Annotated in this window: 17 protein-coding genes; 14 read left to right on the forward strand and 3 right to left on the reverse strand. The window is 35.4% G+C overall.

From position 1 onward, the window contains the following. Positions 1-41: 41 nt before the first annotated feature. From AAA915_RS07995 to AAA915_RS08010, 4 genes are all read left to right on the forward strand, one after another. On the forward strand, positions 42-767 hold the full coding sequence (locus AAA915_RS07995; protein ID WP_338201316.1) for a glucosamine-6-phosphate deaminase: 726 nt from the start codon (positions 42-44) through the stop codon (positions 765-767). 157 nt (positions 768-924) lie between these two features. Continuing rightward, a complete protein-coding gene (gene amaP / locus AAA915_RS08000; RefSeq protein WP_338201318.1) occupies positions 925-1,479 on the forward strand; it encodes an alkaline shock response membrane anchor protein AmaP in 555 nt (184 codons plus the stop codon). An 11-nt stretch (positions 1,480-1,490) separates the two neighbouring features. Next, complete coding sequence (locus AAA915_RS08005) at positions 1,491-1,673, forward strand: DUF2273 domain-containing protein (RefSeq protein ID WP_034978562.1); 183 nt, start codon at positions 1,491-1,493, stop codon at positions 1,671-1,673. Between the two features lie 14 nt (positions 1,674-1,687). Then, positions 1,688-2,218, forward strand: a complete 531-nt coding sequence (locus tag AAA915_RS08010; protein ID WP_420915123.1) for an Asp23/Gls24 family envelope stress response protein — start codon at positions 1,688-1,690, stop codon at positions 2,216-2,218. A gap of 210 nt (positions 2,219-2,428) precedes the next feature. Here the strand turns inward: AAA915_RS08010 and AAA915_RS08015 are convergent, their stop codons facing one another. Together AAA915_RS08015 and AAA915_RS08020 are read right to left on the reverse strand one after the other, a co-directional pair. Then, a complete protein-coding gene (locus AAA915_RS08015; protein ID WP_294831024.1) occupies positions 2,429-2,845 on the reverse strand; it encodes a hypothetical protein in 417 nt (138 codons plus the stop codon). 217 nt (positions 2,846-3,062) lie between these two features. After that, entirely contained in the window at positions 3,063-4,691 is a 1,629-nt protein-coding gene (locus AAA915_RS08020) for an ABC transporter ATP-binding protein (protein WP_338201323.1), read from the reverse strand. A 692-nt stretch (positions 4,692-5,383) separates the two neighbouring features. On the opposite strand from AAA915_RS08020, the gene AAA915_RS08025 reads away from it, so the two are divergent. From AAA915_RS08025 to AAA915_RS08045, 5 genes are all read left to right on the forward strand, one after another. Continuing rightward, positions 5,384-6,034: a deoxynucleoside kinase gene (locus AAA915_RS08025; RefSeq protein WP_045928851.1), complete on the forward strand. Its 651-nt coding sequence runs from the start codon at positions 5,384-5,386 to the stop codon at positions 6,032-6,034. A gap of 12 nt (positions 6,035-6,046) precedes the next feature. Then, positions 6,047-6,730, forward strand: coding sequence for a deoxynucleoside kinase (locus AAA915_RS08030; RefSeq protein WP_338201327.1), 684 nt, complete (start codon positions 6,047-6,049; stop codon positions 6,728-6,730). A gap of 303 nt (positions 6,731-7,033) precedes the next feature. Beyond that, positions 7,034-7,675 (forward strand): amino acid ABC transporter permease, encoded by a 642-nt coding sequence (locus AAA915_RS08035; RefSeq protein ID WP_338201329.1) that lies wholly within the window; start codon positions 7,034-7,036, stop codon positions 7,673-7,675. A 15-nt stretch (positions 7,676-7,690) separates the two neighbouring features. After that, positions 7,691-8,344, forward strand: coding sequence for an amino acid ABC transporter ATP-binding protein (locus AAA915_RS08040; protein WP_338201331.1), 654 nt, complete (start codon positions 7,691-7,693; stop codon positions 8,342-8,344). After that, positions 8,345-9,196 carry an amino acid ABC transporter substrate-binding protein gene (locus AAA915_RS08045; protein WP_338201333.1) on the forward strand — a complete coding sequence of 284 codons (852 nt, stop codon included), beginning with the start codon at positions 8,345-8,347 and terminating at the stop codon, positions 9,194-9,196. It abuts the gene before it with no gap. A gap of 6 nt (positions 9,197-9,202) precedes the next feature. On the opposite strand, the gene AAA915_RS08050 is transcribed toward AAA915_RS08045, so the two are convergent. Beyond that, the gene (locus AAA915_RS08050) at positions 9,203-9,994 is read right to left on the reverse strand and encodes a Cof-type HAD-IIB family hydrolase (protein WP_338201335.1); all 792 of its coding nucleotides are present in this window, start codon (positions 9,992-9,994) and stop codon (positions 9,203-9,205) included. A gap of 225 nt (positions 9,995-10,219) precedes the next feature. Between AAA915_RS08050 and AAA915_RS08055 the strand changes: the two genes are divergently transcribed. The 5 genes from AAA915_RS08055 (at position 10,220) to AAA915_RS08075 (ending at position 16,451) form a co-directional block, all read left to right on the forward strand. Further along, complete coding sequence (locus AAA915_RS08055; protein ID WP_338201337.1) at positions 10,220-11,527, forward strand: NCS2 family permease; 1,308 nt, start codon at positions 10,220-10,222, stop codon at positions 11,525-11,527. 100 nt (positions 11,528-11,627) lie between these two features. Next, entirely contained in the window at positions 11,628-13,073 is a 1,446-nt protein-coding gene (locus AAA915_RS08060) for a DASS family sodium-coupled anion symporter (protein WP_338201338.1), read from the forward strand. A gap of 139 nt (positions 13,074-13,212) precedes the next feature. Further along, positions 13,213-14,523 (forward strand): NCS2 family permease, encoded by a 1,311-nt coding sequence (locus AAA915_RS08065; RefSeq protein ID WP_046325743.1) that lies wholly within the window; start codon positions 13,213-13,215, stop codon positions 14,521-14,523. Positions 14,524-14,669: 146 nt separating this feature from the next. Further along, entirely contained in the window at positions 14,670-14,960 is a 291-nt protein-coding gene (locus AAA915_RS08070; RefSeq protein ID WP_338201341.1) for a hypothetical protein, read from the forward strand. Between the two features lie 150 nt (positions 14,961-15,110). Continuing rightward, complete coding sequence (locus tag AAA915_RS08075; protein WP_338201343.1) at positions 15,111-16,451, forward strand: MFS transporter; 1,341 nt, start codon at positions 15,111-15,113, stop codon at positions 16,449-16,451. Positions 16,452-16,592 lie beyond the last annotated feature (141 nt).

Consider the following 16,592-nt stretch of genomic DNA (forward strand, 5'->3'; position numbering starts at 1 on the left):
AATTTATAATTAACTTAACTAATATGGAGGCGTAAATAAAAATGAAAATTATTATCACAGAAGATAAAGCCAGTGGCAGTAAGAAGGCTTTTGACTTATTTAAAGATAGCATTGCTAATGGCACTAAAGTAATCGGTTTGGCAACCGGCTCAACTCCCGTTACTTTATACCAGCAATGGACCGAAAGTGATTTGGATAACAGCAATTTAATTAGTATTAACCTTGATGAATACGTTGGCTTAACTCCCGATAATGACCAAAGTTATCATTATTTTATGCAAAAAAATTTGTTTGATAAAAAGCCTTTTAAACACTCATATGTTCCTGATGGAATCAAAGCCATTAAGGATCCCGAAGGCGCTTCAGCTGACTACAACAGAATAATTGCAGAAAACCCAATTGATCTTCAACTATTAGGACTAGGTCAAAATGGTCACATTGCTTTTAATGAGCCTGGAACTTCATTTGATTCTGTTACCCACGAAGTACAACTAACTGAGAATACCATCAAAGCTAATTCTCGCTTCTTCAACAACATTGACGATGTTCCTAAATCAGCTATTTGCATGGGCATTGCAAATATAATGTCTGCCAAAGAAATAGTGATTATGGCTTTTGGTGACAATAAGGCTGATGCTGTGCAAAAGATGGTTGAAGGTCCAGTTACAGAAGAAGTACCAGCTTCAATCTTACAAAAACACCAAAATGTTACTCTTATTGTTGATCAAGCAGCAGCAAGCAAATTAAGTTCAACAATACATAAGTAATTAACTGATATTAAGTTAAAAAGGGCGGTGCATTAAAACACCGCTCTTTTTGTGTGCAATTTTACAAACTGTTATTGTATACATATGGTGCATATTATTAGTCTGTTAAAATAATCAGTATTATTATTAAGATGAACCATGAGAGGATGGTGATAAGTTGAAGAGGAGTAAAAAATGGCTATTGGTATTAGGCATGTTATTACTATTACCTGTGCCTTGTTACTTAATATGGGAAACCAGTAGTTTTTGGCAAAAGTATTTAAAGATTAAATTGCCGCATTTAGGTGCTCTTAATCCGATATTTGCCTGGTATTTAATTGGTATTAATATAATTGTTTTTATAATACTAATTGTTAGTTTAATTGTCATCCTATTTTGGCCAGTCCAGAGAAGCTTTAATTTAATTCATAAAAGTGATGGTCAAGTTAAAGTTACTTCAAAAGCCATTAACGGCTATGTAATGAATTCACTTGCTGACTTGCCTTACTTAAACAATGCCAAAGTTAGTTCTAAGTTAACAGGCCACCGAATTAAAATTAAAATCGGTGGTGACTTGGGTCCTGGTGAAAACATTGCTGCCCTGCTTAACGACTATCTTGAAGAATTAAAAAAGAACCTGAAGCAGTTGCTAGGAATTGAACAAAAACCAAAAATTAAAATCAAGTTTATCAATTATCACAAAGGAGATAAACCTGAAAGGCGCGTTCAATAAAGGAGGTCAAAATGAAAGAAGAATATAAAAAATACCTCCCAGAAATAAGCGGTGCCGTAATTGGCGTGTTACTGGCATTTTGCTTTTTGGTACTGGGATTTTTCAAAACTATTTTCGTCATTGTAATGTTGGTCTGTGGCTTTTTAGTTGGACATTACTGGCCAGTATTCAAAAAAATGTTGCAGAATAAATAACTTATTTAAGGAGTATATATAATATGGTACAATCAAGTTCAAATCAAAGTAGTTCAAAGCCTGAAGTTAAAGGCGATTTAAAATATGATTCAAAAGTAATTCAAAAAATCGTTGGCATTGCTTTATCAGATATTAAAGGTTTATTAACTGTCAACGGCGGCTTTTTCTCAAATATTGCCGATAAAATTGTTAACAGTGATGATGTTACTTCAGGCGTAAATGTTGAAGTTGGTAAAAAGCAAGTAGCTGTTGATATTGAGATCGTTGCTGAATATGGCGTTGATATTACCAAGTTATACGATCAAATTAAGCAAAAGATCCAGGAAAAAGTCAAAGAAATGACTGGCTTAGATACTGTTGAAGTCAACGTTACTGTAGTTGACATTAAAACTAAAGAGCAACACGAAAAAGATTCTGTCAGCTTACAGGACCGTATCACCGGTGCTGCTCATGACACTAAGGATAAAATTACCGATCAAAAAGACAAGGTTCAAGATAAAGCTGAAGAAAAGAAAAAGGAAACTAAAGAATCTAGAGTTAAATAATAAACATAATTTTGATGTTAACCCTAAAATTTGGATACTTTATTAGTTGTTAACTAAGGATTAATTGCCGATATTCAATCGGAGTTAGTCCTTTTAGTTTGATTTTAATTTTATCTTGTTTAGATAATTTAGTCATAAAAATAACCTCCAAATTTGTCCTAAATTTGGGGGTCATTTCATAACTTTACTGCCTTTTATGAATTAATGAAATTAACCGTAATATTGATCCTGGTCTAAAGCAGTTTCATCAAAATTAACTATCATAAATTCATAGTTTGAAAAACACTCCATCCAATTGTTAAAATAGTCGTTCTCTTTTTTTAGCGACTTACTATTTTCTTCTCCTTCTATTATAAAAGGCTTTGAACGTATATTAAAATTTGCATGTATTGCACCCAGCAAATTCAATAAACACAAGAAATCCTTTGCTGAATCCACACTTACATGAAAAGATTTAAACGAGTTATTATTTTCGCCAAGATATCTTTTTGCTCTATTATACTCATCAGCAGATTCTGCCTTATAATTTTCAACGCTATTTACATTCTCTTCAATAATAGCTGTCGGAGCTTGTTTTTTAAAAAGATCTAGTATCTTTCTTAACTTAAAAAATTGTTCATCATTCATTTTTATCATTCCATTTAAAAGGCGGTGCGTGGAAACATTATATCTCCTGAGAAGCCATCAATTTTACCGCTTATTTCTGCAGAATATTAGGTAATAGCTACATTTGCATTTAAGAGTATCTTTATTGACTGTATCTGCATAAAACACTATGCCCATAATCTAAAAGACTAGAGTTTCACAACTTATTTAATTGGTCAATAAAAGATTTAGTATTCTATCATCCCAATTCGATTACTTGATCAAACTGCTTTTTAATTTCAGGTCGCAAGTGATGGGAAATGTAGACTAAAGTTATATCATTCAAATTGAGTAAACTCTGTTCGATTTTTTGTCCGTCCTTTTCATCAATTGCGGAAGTAATTTCATCGGCCAAAATAACCTGCGGGTTACCCAGCAATTGCCGTGCCAGTGCAATTCGCTGCTTTTGCCCACCTGAAATATTGTTACCGGCGTGTTTTAAAACAGTGTCAAGCCCGCTGGCGCTGTCAGCGACAAATTTTTCCAAACCTGCACGTCTAATCGCAGTCTTCAGCTCTTCTTCAGTTGTCTCACGATCTAAAGTGATGTTATAACGCAGGCTGCCATCAAAAATATAGGCTGACTGGTCAATATAAGCGATCTGCTTATGTAGCGACCGCAGACTAAGCTCGCGGTATTCATTGTTATCCCAGGTAAGTGATCCTTGGTAGCCGGTTAATAAACCACCAATTAATTTTACCAGGGTCGACTTACCGCAGCCTGACGGACCAACAATAGCTACCCGTTCGCCTCGCTTAATGCTGCCAGCAACATTCGTTAAAATCGGTCTATCACTATTGCGGTAGCTGAACGAAAGGTCGTTAAATGCAATTTGCTGGGTCAAAGGAGCAACATCCTTGTCCCCTGTCTTCTTCTGCACATTAGCTAGTTTATTGTACTTGTCAAAAATAGGCTGTACTGCCCGAATTGAAGTTAGATCAATACTGATTTCTGTCAAGCTGCCAAAAACGTTACCGGACATTGAACCAACAATTAAAATAGCACCGATAGGAAGTTGGTTGTGAAAGGCCAGATATCCGGATTCAATGGTTAAAATAGTTTGAGCAGATATACTTATCAGGTTAATCAGTGAATTAGAGAATGACATTTCCGTAATGTAATTAACCAGAGCCTGTCCAGTCTTATCTGATGCCGCAAGAACTATTTTATTGAGCAATTTTTGCTGACCAAGCGTGAGCAGATTTACAAAACCTTCAAGAGCATCGGTTGCTTTTGCCGTTAATACTTCATTTTGCCTGCTTTGTTTTTGCGATAGTTGTTCCAACTTTTTCTTAAAAAGACGGGGAAATAAAATCATAACAACAGCAAAAACCAAAGTGGTTACAAATAAGAGTGGATGGTAAGAAAACAGGATGACACTGGCAATAATGCCTAAGAGTGCACTGCTAAATGTTTGCTCTAAACTGAAAAAGCCATCTTGATTAATTTGGTTAATATCGTTAGTAAACCAGGAAACATAGTCAGCTTCCGTGTGCTTGTTGAAATCTTCATACTCTTGGCGACCAATTATATGGGCTAATGCGTTCCTAATGGAATTATCGACGGCCTTGATGATTACAGCGGAATACCGTGAACTACAAAAAAAGAAAATCAGAAAAAAGCCCCAGCTAAGCAAGTTTAAACCTGTATCAACAATAAAGCCGTTTAAATTATGCTGAGTCAAAGCAGTAAGTGCATTACCTTTAAAAATGCTGGCAGCAGTTTGTGCTAAATTCCGGCCAAAATAGAAAATGGCCAGAATTACATACATGCCTGAATTACGTTTAATGTAGGTCCAAAGCGAAAATTTTGTTATAGTATCGTCCATGATTTACTTCCTGTCTAAATCCCTATTTTTAGAGTTAATACTAAAATGATTTTGGTTTAATAAATAATATGGTTTTTGCATTACTTCTTCAAAAGACTCTTAACTGGTACTTACAGCAGGAGCTGTACTATCTAAAGATAAAAATCTTTTCAAGATATCAGTTATGCCCTCTTGCTTCCATCATTTACTAATAATTTTATAATTTACTTACTATCTTATATCTTTTTTAATATTAAAACAATTTGTTTTTAATTTTCATTCTTAGAATTTTCCCATAGCAGCAGTAATAAATATCAACTGCAACTTTTTCGAGCCTTTAAAAAATAATTCGTTCTACAATTGCAAAATCACTTATTATACTTAATGCAATCAAAACGAGCAATTATTGACTACTTTATTTATCACAGAATCGAAAGAATCAAAATACAGAATAAAAGGGCTTAACACCGAATGATATCGGCACCAATCCTCAGTAAAATAATTAATTAAGATTTATCAGTCAGATTTTTTAGTTTCACGTGTAACATCTAACTTTTACAACAAATTATTTACTTGAATACTTAATTTTTTATTCTGTATTATACAAAATTACTTGACTTTTTGATTAAAATTTTAATTTACTTTTTGCTTGTATACCACTATATCTCGTATTAAACTAAATAAGAATCTATATATTGTATTTATGAAAGAACGTGATCCAAGTTATTGTTTTAAGTGGGCCAATTGGAGCCGGTAAATCCAGTTTAACTAGTATTTTAGCTGAGCACTTAGGTACACAAGCCTTTTATGAGGGAGTTGATAATAATCCTGTTCTTCCTTTATATTACCAAGACATGAAACGCTATACCTTTTTGCTTAATATCTATCTGCTTAACCACCGTTTAGCACAAATCAACCAAGCAATTCGTGAAAAAAATAGTGTATCTGACCGTTCAATTTATGAAGATGCACTCTTTTTCAAAATGAACGCGGACAGTAAAGTAGCTGACCCTACTGAATTTAAGATATACGACAGCTTACTCGAAAACATGATGGAAGATACCCCAGGTAATCCCAGCAAAAAGCCAGATTTACTAATTTACATTCATGTTTCCCTGGATACAATGCTCAAACGCATTAAAAAGCGGGGCCGTTCATTTGAACAAATCAGTACAGATCCCAGTTTAAAAGATTACTACGCGCGGTTAATTAAGTATTATGAACCGTGGTATGAAAAATACGATGCTTCGCCAAAAATTAAAATTGATGGGGATAAATACGATTTTATCTGCGATGAAGATGCAAAAAAAGAAGTTTTAAATCAAATTGATAATAAATTGCATGCAATAGGCAATTTAGAATAGAGAAGGAACGTGATGACAGTTATTGTTTTAAGCGGGCCAATTGGAGCCGGTAAATCCAGTTTAACCAGTATATTAGCTAAGTATTTAGGAACCAAACCATTTTATGAGAGTGTCGATGACAATCCTGTTTTGCCACTTTTTTATGCCGATCCTAAAAAGTATGCATTCTTACTTCAGGTATTTTTTCTAAACACTCGTTTTCGTAGTATCAAGGATGCATTGACTGATGATAATAATGTTCTTGATCGTTCAATCTATGAGGACGCCCTTTTCTTCCAAATGAATGCGGACATTGGCCGTGCAACGAGTGAAGAAGTAGATACATATTACGAACTGCTTAATAATATGATGAGTGAGCTCAAACATATGCCTAAGAAAAATCCAGACTTGCTGGTTCATATTAAAGTTTCATACGACACCATGATTAAAAGAATTCAAAAGCGTGGTCGACCTTATGAACAATTGAGCTATGATGCAACGCTGGAAGATTATTATAAGCGGCTTTTACGCTACTATAAACCTTGGTATGAAAAATATGACTACTCACCCAAAATGGAGATAGATGGTGACAAACTAGACTTTATGACTGATAAGCAGGCAAGAGAAGTTGTACTTGATCAAATTGTTGCCAAATTAAAAGAAATGGGTAAATTACCCGAATCATGGAATAAGTCTACAAATATTCAAATAGATTAACAATAAATCACTCAAAAGGTCATTAGCACTATGTGCTAATGGCCTTTTTATGTTACTTATTGATATTTTAAAGTGTTGTTTAATTTATAATAAAAGCTCTAAAAGTAATAGATAGTAATTATATTACTAAAAGACAATTTAAATATTTTGTTACTTACTCAAATAAAAAATCAGAAAACTATGTTATTATTGAATCATATATTTTTCACATATTTTTTTAATTAATTTATCCAGCTTTAATTAGCTCGACCAGGCTAATTATTTTCCCACCTTACTAAATTAACTTCATAAGAAGGAGAAAAAATGAATTATATCCTTTCAATCATGCCCTCTCTCTTTGCAGGTGCAAAAATGACATTAATTTTATTCTTTTGGACTTTAATTACTGCTATTCCCTTAGGGATTATAGTTAGCTTAGGCTTACTGTCACATTTTAAGCCTCTACGATTAGTTCTAAAATTTTATATTTGGATTATGCGTGGCACCCCACTCTTGTTACAATTGATTTTTATTTTTTATGGTTTACCCATAGTCGGAATAATTTTTCAACGCTACGATGCAGCGCTTTTTGCTTTTATCTTAAACTACACAGCCTATTTCGCAGAAATTTTCCGTGGGGGCTTTCAGTCAATTCCAATAGGACAATATGAAAGTGCACGGGTTTTGAGGCTAAATTACTGGCAAACTTTGACGCATATTATAATTCCGCAAGTCAGCAAAATTGTTATACCGTCAATCGGAAACGAAGTTATTAACCTGGTTAAGGATACTTCGCTGGTTTATGTCATCGGTCTAGGTGAACTTTTACGTGCCGGCAATGTTGCTACTGCCAGAGACGTAACACTGATTCCTTTAGTAATAGTTGGGATAATCTATTTACTAATGACCGGTATTGCATCATTTTTACTAAAGAAGATTGAACGCAATTTCGCAAAGTGGAAGTAAATTAAAGGAAACAATATGCTAGAACTTAAAAACATTACCAAAAAATTTGGCTCACGCACTATCTTAAACAAATTAAACCTCACTATTCCTGACAGAGAGATTTTGGCCATTGTAGGACCTTCGGGAGCGGGAAAAACCACTTTATTGCGCTGTTTAAGTGGTTTGGAAAGAATTGATTCAGGTGAATTCTTATGGGATGGGCAAAAATTCGACCCGACTGCTCCTGATAGCAAAAGTCATATTATCGGAGTCGTTTTTCAAAACTACGAACTTTTTCCTAATTTAACTGTAATTGAAAACATTACTTTGGCACCAACTTTAGTTTTAAAAGAAAACGCAGAGCAGGCGCAAACTCACGCACAAAAGTTATTGCAGCAATTGGATTTAACTGGTAAAGAAGATCTTTATCCCTATCAGCTTTCTGGCGGCCAACAGCAAAGAGTAGCTATTGTGCGGGCACTGGCAATGGAACCCCATATTTTATGTTATGATGAGCCCACCTCTGCTTTGGACCCAGATTTAAGAACAAAAGTCGGGGAAATAATTTTAAAACTTAAAGATAATAATAAAATGACGCAAATTATTGTGACCCATGACATGGAATTCGCCAGTCAAGTTGCTGATCAAGTATTCAAAGTTAAAGCATTAGATGATAAGAAGGTAATATAAGTGAAAACTAAACGCCTCTTAATTCTTACAATAACGCTCGTCTGTTCTATCTTCTTTGCCTCTGGCTGTAGTGGTGTGTCAATTAATAGAAAAGCTAACGAAGTTGACAATTGGTCCCATATCAAGCAACGTGGTTACGTCACAGTTGGTGTAGATGATACTTTTGTGCCCATGGATTTCAGACAAAAAAATGGTCAGTTAATTGGTTATGACGTAGATCTCGCTAATGCAGTATTTAAGCAGTATGGCATTAATGTCAGCTTTCAAACTATTGACTGGTCTATGAACACTACAGAACTTAAAAATGGCACAATTGATCTAATATGGAATGGTTTTAGCAAGAATCCAGAACGTAAGGCCAAAGTTAATTTTAGTAAAACTTATTTGTATACTTCACAAGTGTTAGTAAGTCTCAAAAAGAATAAAATTAATACTATTGCTGCAATGAAAAATAAAACTTTAGGAGTACAAACCGGTTCTTCTGGCTATAACGATGTAATGAAATATCCTAAAGTTTTTAAAAACCATATTAAAAATCATGATCCAATTCTCTATGATTCCTTTACTAATGCTTTTATAGATTTAACTGCAGGCCGGATTGATGGACTATTAATCGACAGTTCTTATGCAGACTATTACATTTCCAAGCAAAAGCATCCGGAAAATTTTACCGAAATCGATAGTCCTTTCCCTAAAGAAGAATTTGGTGTCGGCATGAGAAAAAGTGACGTTACCATGAAGCGCAAAGTCAATCAAGCACTAGAAAAAGTAGCACGAAATGGTACTCTCACAAGAATTAATCACAAATGGTTTGGTAATAAAGCACGATCTCCCTTACTTGAAGCAAAATAAAATTCACTAATTTATTTTGTCAAGGACCGCTGCTATTCCATCATGATTGTTGTCTAAAGTAGTTGCAAATTTTCTTTTTAGATTCTCCGGCGCATTCCCCATTACTACTGGATGACCTACTGATTGCAGCATTTTTTCGTCATTATAATTGTCGCCAAATGCCCAGCATTTTTTTAGGTCTGCGCTCAAGGCCTGAGCCACTACTTTTGCACCCTGACCCTTAGAAACTCCCTTAACAACAACTTCCAATAAATTTGCAGCTGACTTTACGATATAAAATTCGGGATAAAGCTGTTGCAAGTCTTTTTGAGTAGCATCTAATAAATCGGGCGTGCCCATCAGCAAAATTTTATGAACATTTTCAAGTTGGCTGATTTCAGCAATTGAACTTGGCTGTGCCTTGAATTTAACTATTTTTTCCTCGTTCTTAACTAATTCATCATTATTACCTGGGAAATAATACCAGTTGTTACCGCTGTAGACATTCCAAACAACACCATTATTTTTATGTTCAATGTAGGTACATATTTTTGCAGCTTTTGCAGAAGGCATGGAACGTGAATCAAGCGTATGACCCATTTCATCCAAAACTAAAGCACCATTATATGCAACCATAGGACATACTTTAGTAATTTCACCGACAACTGACATAATTGCCTTGGGCATGCGGGCAGAAACTGGCACAAAAACATCACCCTTAATAATTTGTCTCTGAATAGCCATTTTAGTTTTAGGTGTTACTTCTTGTTTTGAATTAATTAAACTACCATCTATATCTGAAAAAATTAAATTTCCCATTTTTTCTCCTATCGAGCTTCATAAATTAATACCGATTTACCCTCATTTTACCGATTAAAGTATTAACAGGTCAATTTGTTCATAAATGTAACTATTAATAAATTATGCTTACTTCTCCTAATTGTAGCTAGTATTATTCGTGTTTGCATTATTTTAAATGAATGGTAAACTAGAATAGTCGTTAGTTTGATTTGAAACACGAACAATATATTTGGGAGAGGTTAGATGAATTTTATAAAGAGTTATTTTCAACTCGATAAGTACAAAACCAATGTTAAAATTGAGTTTCTTGCTGGGTTAACAACTTTTATCAGCATGTCATACATTTTATTTGTTAACCCAAGTGTCTTGGGAGCTAGTGGCATGGATAAAGGGGCAGTTTTTACAGCCACTGCTTTAGCCAGTGCTTTAGGTACTGCTATTATGGGTATCGTTGCTAACTATCCTATTGGAGAGGCTCCTGCCCTTGGTATTAATGCGTTTTTTGCTTATACCGTTTGTGTAGGTATGCATGTTTCATGGGAAACAGCCTTAGCCGCTGTCTTTGTTGCCTCTATTATCTTCATTTTAATTACTATGTTTAAGTTAAGGGAAAAAATTATCAATGCTATCCCTGCTGACTTAAAATTCGCAATTTCTTCCGGAATTGGCCTGTTCATCGCATTTTTGGGAATGCAAGATGGCGGCTTAATTGTAGCAAACAAATCAACATTGGTCGGTTTGGGTTCACTTCATGATCCGGCTGTCTGGATTACTATTTTCGGCCTTATTGTTACTGTTGTTTTAATGATTTTAAATGTACCGGGAGCTATTTTTATTGGTATGATCTTAGCAGCTATTTTTGGTGTAGTTACAGGACAAATCCCTTTACCAACTAAAATAGTTTCAGTAGCACCAAGTATTGCTCCATCATTCGGCCAAGCAATTTTCCATGTTAAAGATATTAATACTCTACAAATGTGGGTTGTGGTACTTACCTTCCTTTTAGTAACTTTCTTTGACACTGCCGGTACTTTAATTGGCTTAGCTCAACAAGCTGGCTTTATGAAAAACAACAAAATGCCACGTGTAGGTAAAGCTCTGGCATCAGATTCAACTGCTATGATGGTTGGCTCCGTTTTAGGAACTTCACCAGTCGGTGCTTTTGTTGAATCAAGTGCCGGTATTGCTGTTGGCGGCCGGACTGGTTTAACTGCCGTCTTTGTGGCTATTTTCTTCTTAATATCAATGATATTCAGTCCCCTGCTAGGCTTGTTTACCACACATGTTACAGCGCCAGCATTAATTATTGTTGGTGTTCTGATGGCACAAAACACAGCACATATTCAATGGGACAAGATGGAAATTGCAGTTCCTGCTTTTCTAATTTTAATTGGTATGCCTTTAACCTATTCAATATCCGATGGTTTGGCTTTAGGGTTAATAACCTACCCTATATGCATGGTTGCTGCCAAGAGAGTTAAAGAAATTACACCAATGATGTGGATTCTTTTCTTCGTCTTTATTGTCTTCTTATGGGTACTAAATTTCTAAGACTTACTAATTGTTAAAAAAATATAATATGATAAACTAAGCAAATATATTGATGTAAATCGTACTCATATATTTGCTTTTTGTTTTGGAAGAGGTTTTTATGAAAACAATAGATTACCAAAAATTTATATTGCCACTATTGTTTGGCCTTATATTCTGGTTTACGACGCCAATTCGTCCAGCCGGAGTATCAGTTCAAGCTTGGCATATGCTGGCAATATTTATTGGAACGATTATCGGCTGTATCACATTGCCAATAGCAATCAGCGGCGTCACTTTAATTGGCTTTACTTTAACCATTTGTCTTGGGCTTGCACCACTTGCAGACAAAATTGTTAACGGAAAAGTAATCGCAAAGGGAGCCATTAATGCATTTGCTAATTCATCTGCCTGGCTTATAGTTATGGCTTTTATGATTTCGCGAGGTATTGTAAAAACCGGCTTGGGGCAAAGAATTGCTTTGTATTTTGTTAAGTGGTTTGGTCATAAGTCCTTAGGTTTGGGTTACGCAATAGGAGCTATCGATTTAATAGTATCCCCTGCAACTCCTTCAAATGGTGCAAGAGCAGGTGGTGTAGTATATCCATTAATTCAATCTTTAGCTAATACTTTTGGATCAAAACCTAATGATCCTTCACGTAGAAAGATGGGAGCTTACCTAACTTTTACGGAATTTCAAGTTAATATCATAACTTCGTCATTATTTATGACCGCATGTGCGCCTAACCTAATTGCCGTTGCGCTAGCCGGTAAGGCTGGAGTAACTCTTAGTTGGATGCCGTGGCTAATGGCCAGCATTGTACCTGCAGCAATTTGTTTAATTGTGGTGCCATATTTTGTTTACAAACTTTATCCACCGGAAATTAAAGAAACTCCTAATGCCAAAGAATGGGCCGACGGGGAATTAGCAAAAATGGGAAAGCTTACGTTATCTGAAAAATTAATGGCAGCCATTTTCGCAATTACTTTAGTGCTCTGGATGCTTTCCAGCACTTTAGGAATTGATGCTACATTAATTGCCTTCATTTCCGTTTCCCTTTTGTTACTTACTGGTGTATTAACACCTAAAGACTTGCTAAGTGAAACTGGTGCTTGGAATATCTTGATCTGGTTGTCAATTTTAGTATTCATGGCTGAAAAGCTTACTCAGTTTGGCTTGATTGGCTGGATATCAAGTAGCATTTCTAATGCAATGAAAGGCCTCAACTGGTTAATAGTTTTAGTAGTTCTAGCATTAGTCTTATTCTATACCCACTACTTATTTGCCAGTGCTACAGCTCATAATTCGGCAATGTATCTGCCATTATTAACTGTAGCAATTTCTGCCGGTGCACCAAAATTACTGGCAGCCCAATTTCTAGCTCTATTTTCAGCAATCATGGGATCAACTACTCATTATTCCAGTCCTGCTGCATCTGTTTTAGCTTCTTCGGGTTATGTAAAACAAGATGAATGGTGGAAATTGAGTTTTATATTTGGTATTTTTTATATCTTAGTTTACGGCATTATCGGATTAGCTTGGATGAAACTAATCGGTATGTGGTAATCATGCAAAGCAAATCTATTTTTAGATTTGCTTTTTTATTTCCTGGGAAATAATTTTGCATTACCTAGTCTATTTAACCCAATAAGTTATATACTAGATATATTAGTTCTTTATAATTTTAATATTTTTAGGAGGAAAAATGACGACACTAGATAAAGTCTTTCATTTAAACGATGCTCATACCACTGTTAAACGTGAATTAATTGCTGCATTAACCACGTTTGTCAGTCTCTCCTACATCCTTTTTGTTAACCCAAACATTTTGCATGCAGCCGGTATTGATAAAGGGGCAGCATTTACAGTTACTGCAATTTCGATTGCAATTGGCTGCTTTATTATGGGTCTAGTAGCTAATTACCCCGTTGCTCTAGCTCCAACATTAGGCAGCGCAGCCTTTTTCGCTTACAATGTCTGCGGAGGAATGCATATTAACTGGCAAACTGCCTTAGCTGCTGTCTTAGTTGCATCTATTTTATTCATTTTAATAACTGTTTTGAAGTTGCGTGAAATAGTAGTTGATGCTATTCCACAAGATCTGAAATATGCTATTTCTGCTGGTATCGGCTTATTTATCGCCTTTATCGGTCTGCAAAATGGTAAGTTAATTGTCAATAGTGATTCCAATTTAGTTACCTTAGGCAAGTTTAATTCACCAGCTGTTTGGATTACTCTTTTTGGTTTGACCCTCACCGTAATTTTAATGGCAATGAATGTACCAGGATCAATTTTTATTGGGATGGTTATTACAGCTGTTTTTGGGGTTATTATTGGACAAGTTGCTGTTCCCAAAGGTATTATTGCGAGTGCTCCAAGTATTGCTCCGACATTTGGGCAAGCTGTATTTCACTTAAAAGATATTAATACCCCACAACTATTCATGGTTGTTTTAACATTCCTACTTGTTACGTTTTTTGATACAGCAGGTACATTGATTGGAATGACTGAACAGGCTGGCATGGTAGATCAAAATGGTAAAATTCCACGAATTGGAAAAGCTTTCGTTTCCGACTCTTTAGCAATGGTCGAGGGTGCTGTCTTAGGTACTGCGCCACTGGGAACTTCTGTAGAATCAAGTGCAGGAATTGCTATGGGTGGACGTACTGGTTTAACGGCAATTTTCGTAGGGATTTTCTTCCTAATATCAATGATTTTCAGTCCTCTTCTGGCGGTTATTCCCACCACTGTTACTGCACCAGCACTAATTATCGTTGGCGTACTCATGGCAGGAAACCTGAAAAAAATCAATTGGGACAAATTTGAGATTGCTTTCCCAGCATTTTTAACGGTAGTTGGTATGCCATTGACTTACAGCATTTCTGACGGCTTGGCACTCGGCATGATAGCCTACCCGATTACCATGATTGCTTCTAAGCAAGCCAAAAAAGTTTCACCAATGATGTATATCTTATTAGTAATATTTGTTATCTTTTTCTTGATTACAAATATGTAAAGATATTAGTTTAATTACAAAAGATCACTTCAGTTTGAGGTGATTTTTTGTTTGCAATCATTCAGAAATCGACTTTACTTTTTAGTTATTTAATACTAAAATTCAGAAATAAAATTTTAAATTACCGCTAATGGGAGGGAATTATTTTGCATAATACTAAAGAAAAATCAATCAATCATTACATTGATACTATTACTTTCTTTTTTATTGCTTTACTAACAAGCTTTAACTCTGGCTTTTTCCCTTATTCCATTACTGGCAGGCTCTGCGCCATTTTGTGGCTAGTCACATTCAGTCTCTTAATTTTTGCCTTTGAATATTTGATCAATCATATTAATGTCGAAAATAAAGGCATAGCAAAAGCAGCAGTAAATTCCAGTATCTGGCTTTTAGCAGCCTTGGTTTTGGTACTATTCAGCGTGCTTTTTCAAAAATAAATTTTAGCTATCAATTTCTTCTTTAATCATTTTACCTGGCCTTTTTTTGCACGAACCAGCAAAATTTGTTATGTTAAGTAGCGGTTATTCCCTTAAATAGTGAAAGGAAGTAGTTAAATAGATTGGAGAATGAATTTTCAGTCTATTATTATGAAAGAAAAAAAGAAAAAATTAATTAAAAAAGATTATAAAAAAGCGCCTCTTTCAAAAGTGCACTTGCGTGTAATGACAGCAATTGCCCTAGGCCAATTTACCTGTGGCTTTGCACTAGGAATAACGGGTGTGGCTATGAGTAACGCTGCCAAGTATATTCAAATTAGTGACATGTGGACTGGATTAATTGGAGCTGGCGGCTTGATTGGCCTTTCTAGCAGTGCCCTTATTGGTCGTATATCTGATAAAATCGGCCGCAGTCAATTACTGATGAGCAATATGTATGTGCTAGCCGTTCTTTCGCTTCTTCATCCGCTGACAACCAGCCTTTCTTTGACATTTTTAATTAGAATCGGTATCGGGCTAATGATGGCAATTGATTATACAGCTGGAAATGCTCTATTAACAGAGTGGCTACCTAAAGGTGAAGATAGCAAGCGCCAGAGTCACTTATTAGTCTACTGGGTTTTAGGGTTTATTGCTTCGTATTTAACTGGGACTTATCTTGAAGGCTATGGCGCCCACACCTGGCAAATCATTTTAGCAGCAGGCGCCGTTCCGGCATTATTTACTGCACTTTTTCGCAGCTTATTTCCATTACCACCATCTCCTGGATGGTTAGCCAGTAAAGGTAAAATCAAAGCAGCTAATAGACTAATCGGCAGAATACTAGGCCGTAAATGGGGTATTTCTCGCCACTTTAAACGTCCTAAAAAATCTGGGCAAACTTCATGGACCATTCTTTTCAGTAAAAAATATTTACGCAGCACTTTAGTAGGAGGCAGCTTTTACGCGTGCCAAACCTTTGCGTTTTTTGGGATTAGTATTTTCTTGCCTATTTTATTACAAAGCATGAACATCAGTAATCCTAAAATTTCAGGAGATCTATACAATATCAGCATGCTGGTTGGAATATTCTTGGGAATTTACTTGTTTAACCATCTCAGCCGTCGCTTCTTTTTAATCAGTAATTTTTTATTATCTGCAATATTAATAGGTACTTTAGCATTAATGCCTCATGCTTCTTCCGTAGTTAAAATAGTGATCTTTTCAATTTTTGCAGTTATTTTGTCCTCTGGCCTAGTACTTGATTACCCCTATCCTACCGAATTATTTGATACTAAAGTACAGGCTAGTGGCGTAGGAACCTGTATCACAATCAGTCGTATTGGTGCAGCTGCTGGTACATTTTTATTGCCAATTCTAACAGAAAGCGGCGGTCCTGCTTTAGCAATGTTGGTTTGCGCATGTGTTCTTTTCGCCGCTTTCTTCATTTGCCTAATTTGGGCGCCAGAAACTGCGCCAAAATACCAAAAGCAGACAAATCACAAAAAATAATATGACCCCCAAATTTGAAGTGCTCCATAATAGTTAGACATTAATCTGACTATTAGGAGCACTTTTTTCATGACTAAATATTCAACTACTTTGAAAATGGAAATTTGCAGTAAATACTTATCCCACCAAACCTCTTTAGCT

Origin of the sequence: Lactobacillus rizhaonensis (assembly GCF_036246345.1) — a bacterium.
Classification (GTDB): Bacteria; Bacillota; Bacilli; order Lactobacillales; family Lactobacillaceae; genus Lactobacillus; species Lactobacillus rizhaonensis.

Coding starts and splice junctions, on each gene's coding strand:
- AAA915_RS07995 (WP_338201316.1), top strand. CDS start 42: ATGAAAATTATTATCACAGAAGATAAAGCCAGTGGCAGTAAGAAGGCT.
- AAA915_RS08005 (WP_034978562.1), top strand. CDS start 1,491: ATGAAAGAAGAATATAAAAAATACCTCCCAGAAATAAGCGGTGCCGTA.
- AAA915_RS08015 (WP_294831024.1), bottom strand. CDS start 2,845: ATGAATGATGAACAATTTTTTAAGTTAAGAAAGATACTAGATCTTTTT.
- AAA915_RS08020 (WP_338201323.1), bottom strand. CDS start 4,691: ATGGACGATACTATAACAAAATTTTCGCTTTGGACCTACATTAAACGT.
- AAA915_RS08030 (WP_338201327.1), top strand. CDS start 6,047: ATGACAGTTATTGTTTTAAGCGGGCCAATTGGAGCCGGTAAATCCAGT.
- AAA915_RS08035 (WP_338201329.1), top strand. CDS start 7,034: ATGAATTATATCCTTTCAATCATGCCCTCTCTCTTTGCAGGTGCAAAA.
- AAA915_RS08040 (WP_338201331.1), top strand. CDS start 7,691: ATGCTAGAACTTAAAAACATTACCAAAAAATTTGGCTCACGCACTATC.
- AAA915_RS08050 (WP_338201335.1), bottom strand. CDS start 9,994: ATGGGAAATTTAATTTTTTCAGATATAGATGGTAGTTTAATTAATTCA.
- AAA915_RS08055 (WP_338201337.1), top strand. CDS start 10,220: ATGAATTTTATAAAGAGTTATTTTCAACTCGATAAGTACAAAACCAAT.
- AAA915_RS08060 (WP_338201338.1), top strand. CDS start 11,628: ATGAAAACAATAGATTACCAAAAATTTATATTGCCACTATTGTTTGGC.
- AAA915_RS08065 (WP_046325743.1), top strand. CDS start 13,213: ATGACGACACTAGATAAAGTCTTTCATTTAAACGATGCTCATACCACT.
- AAA915_RS08075 (WP_338201343.1), top strand. CDS start 15,111: ATGAAAGAAAAAAAGAAAAAATTAATTAAAAAAGATTATAAAAAAGCG.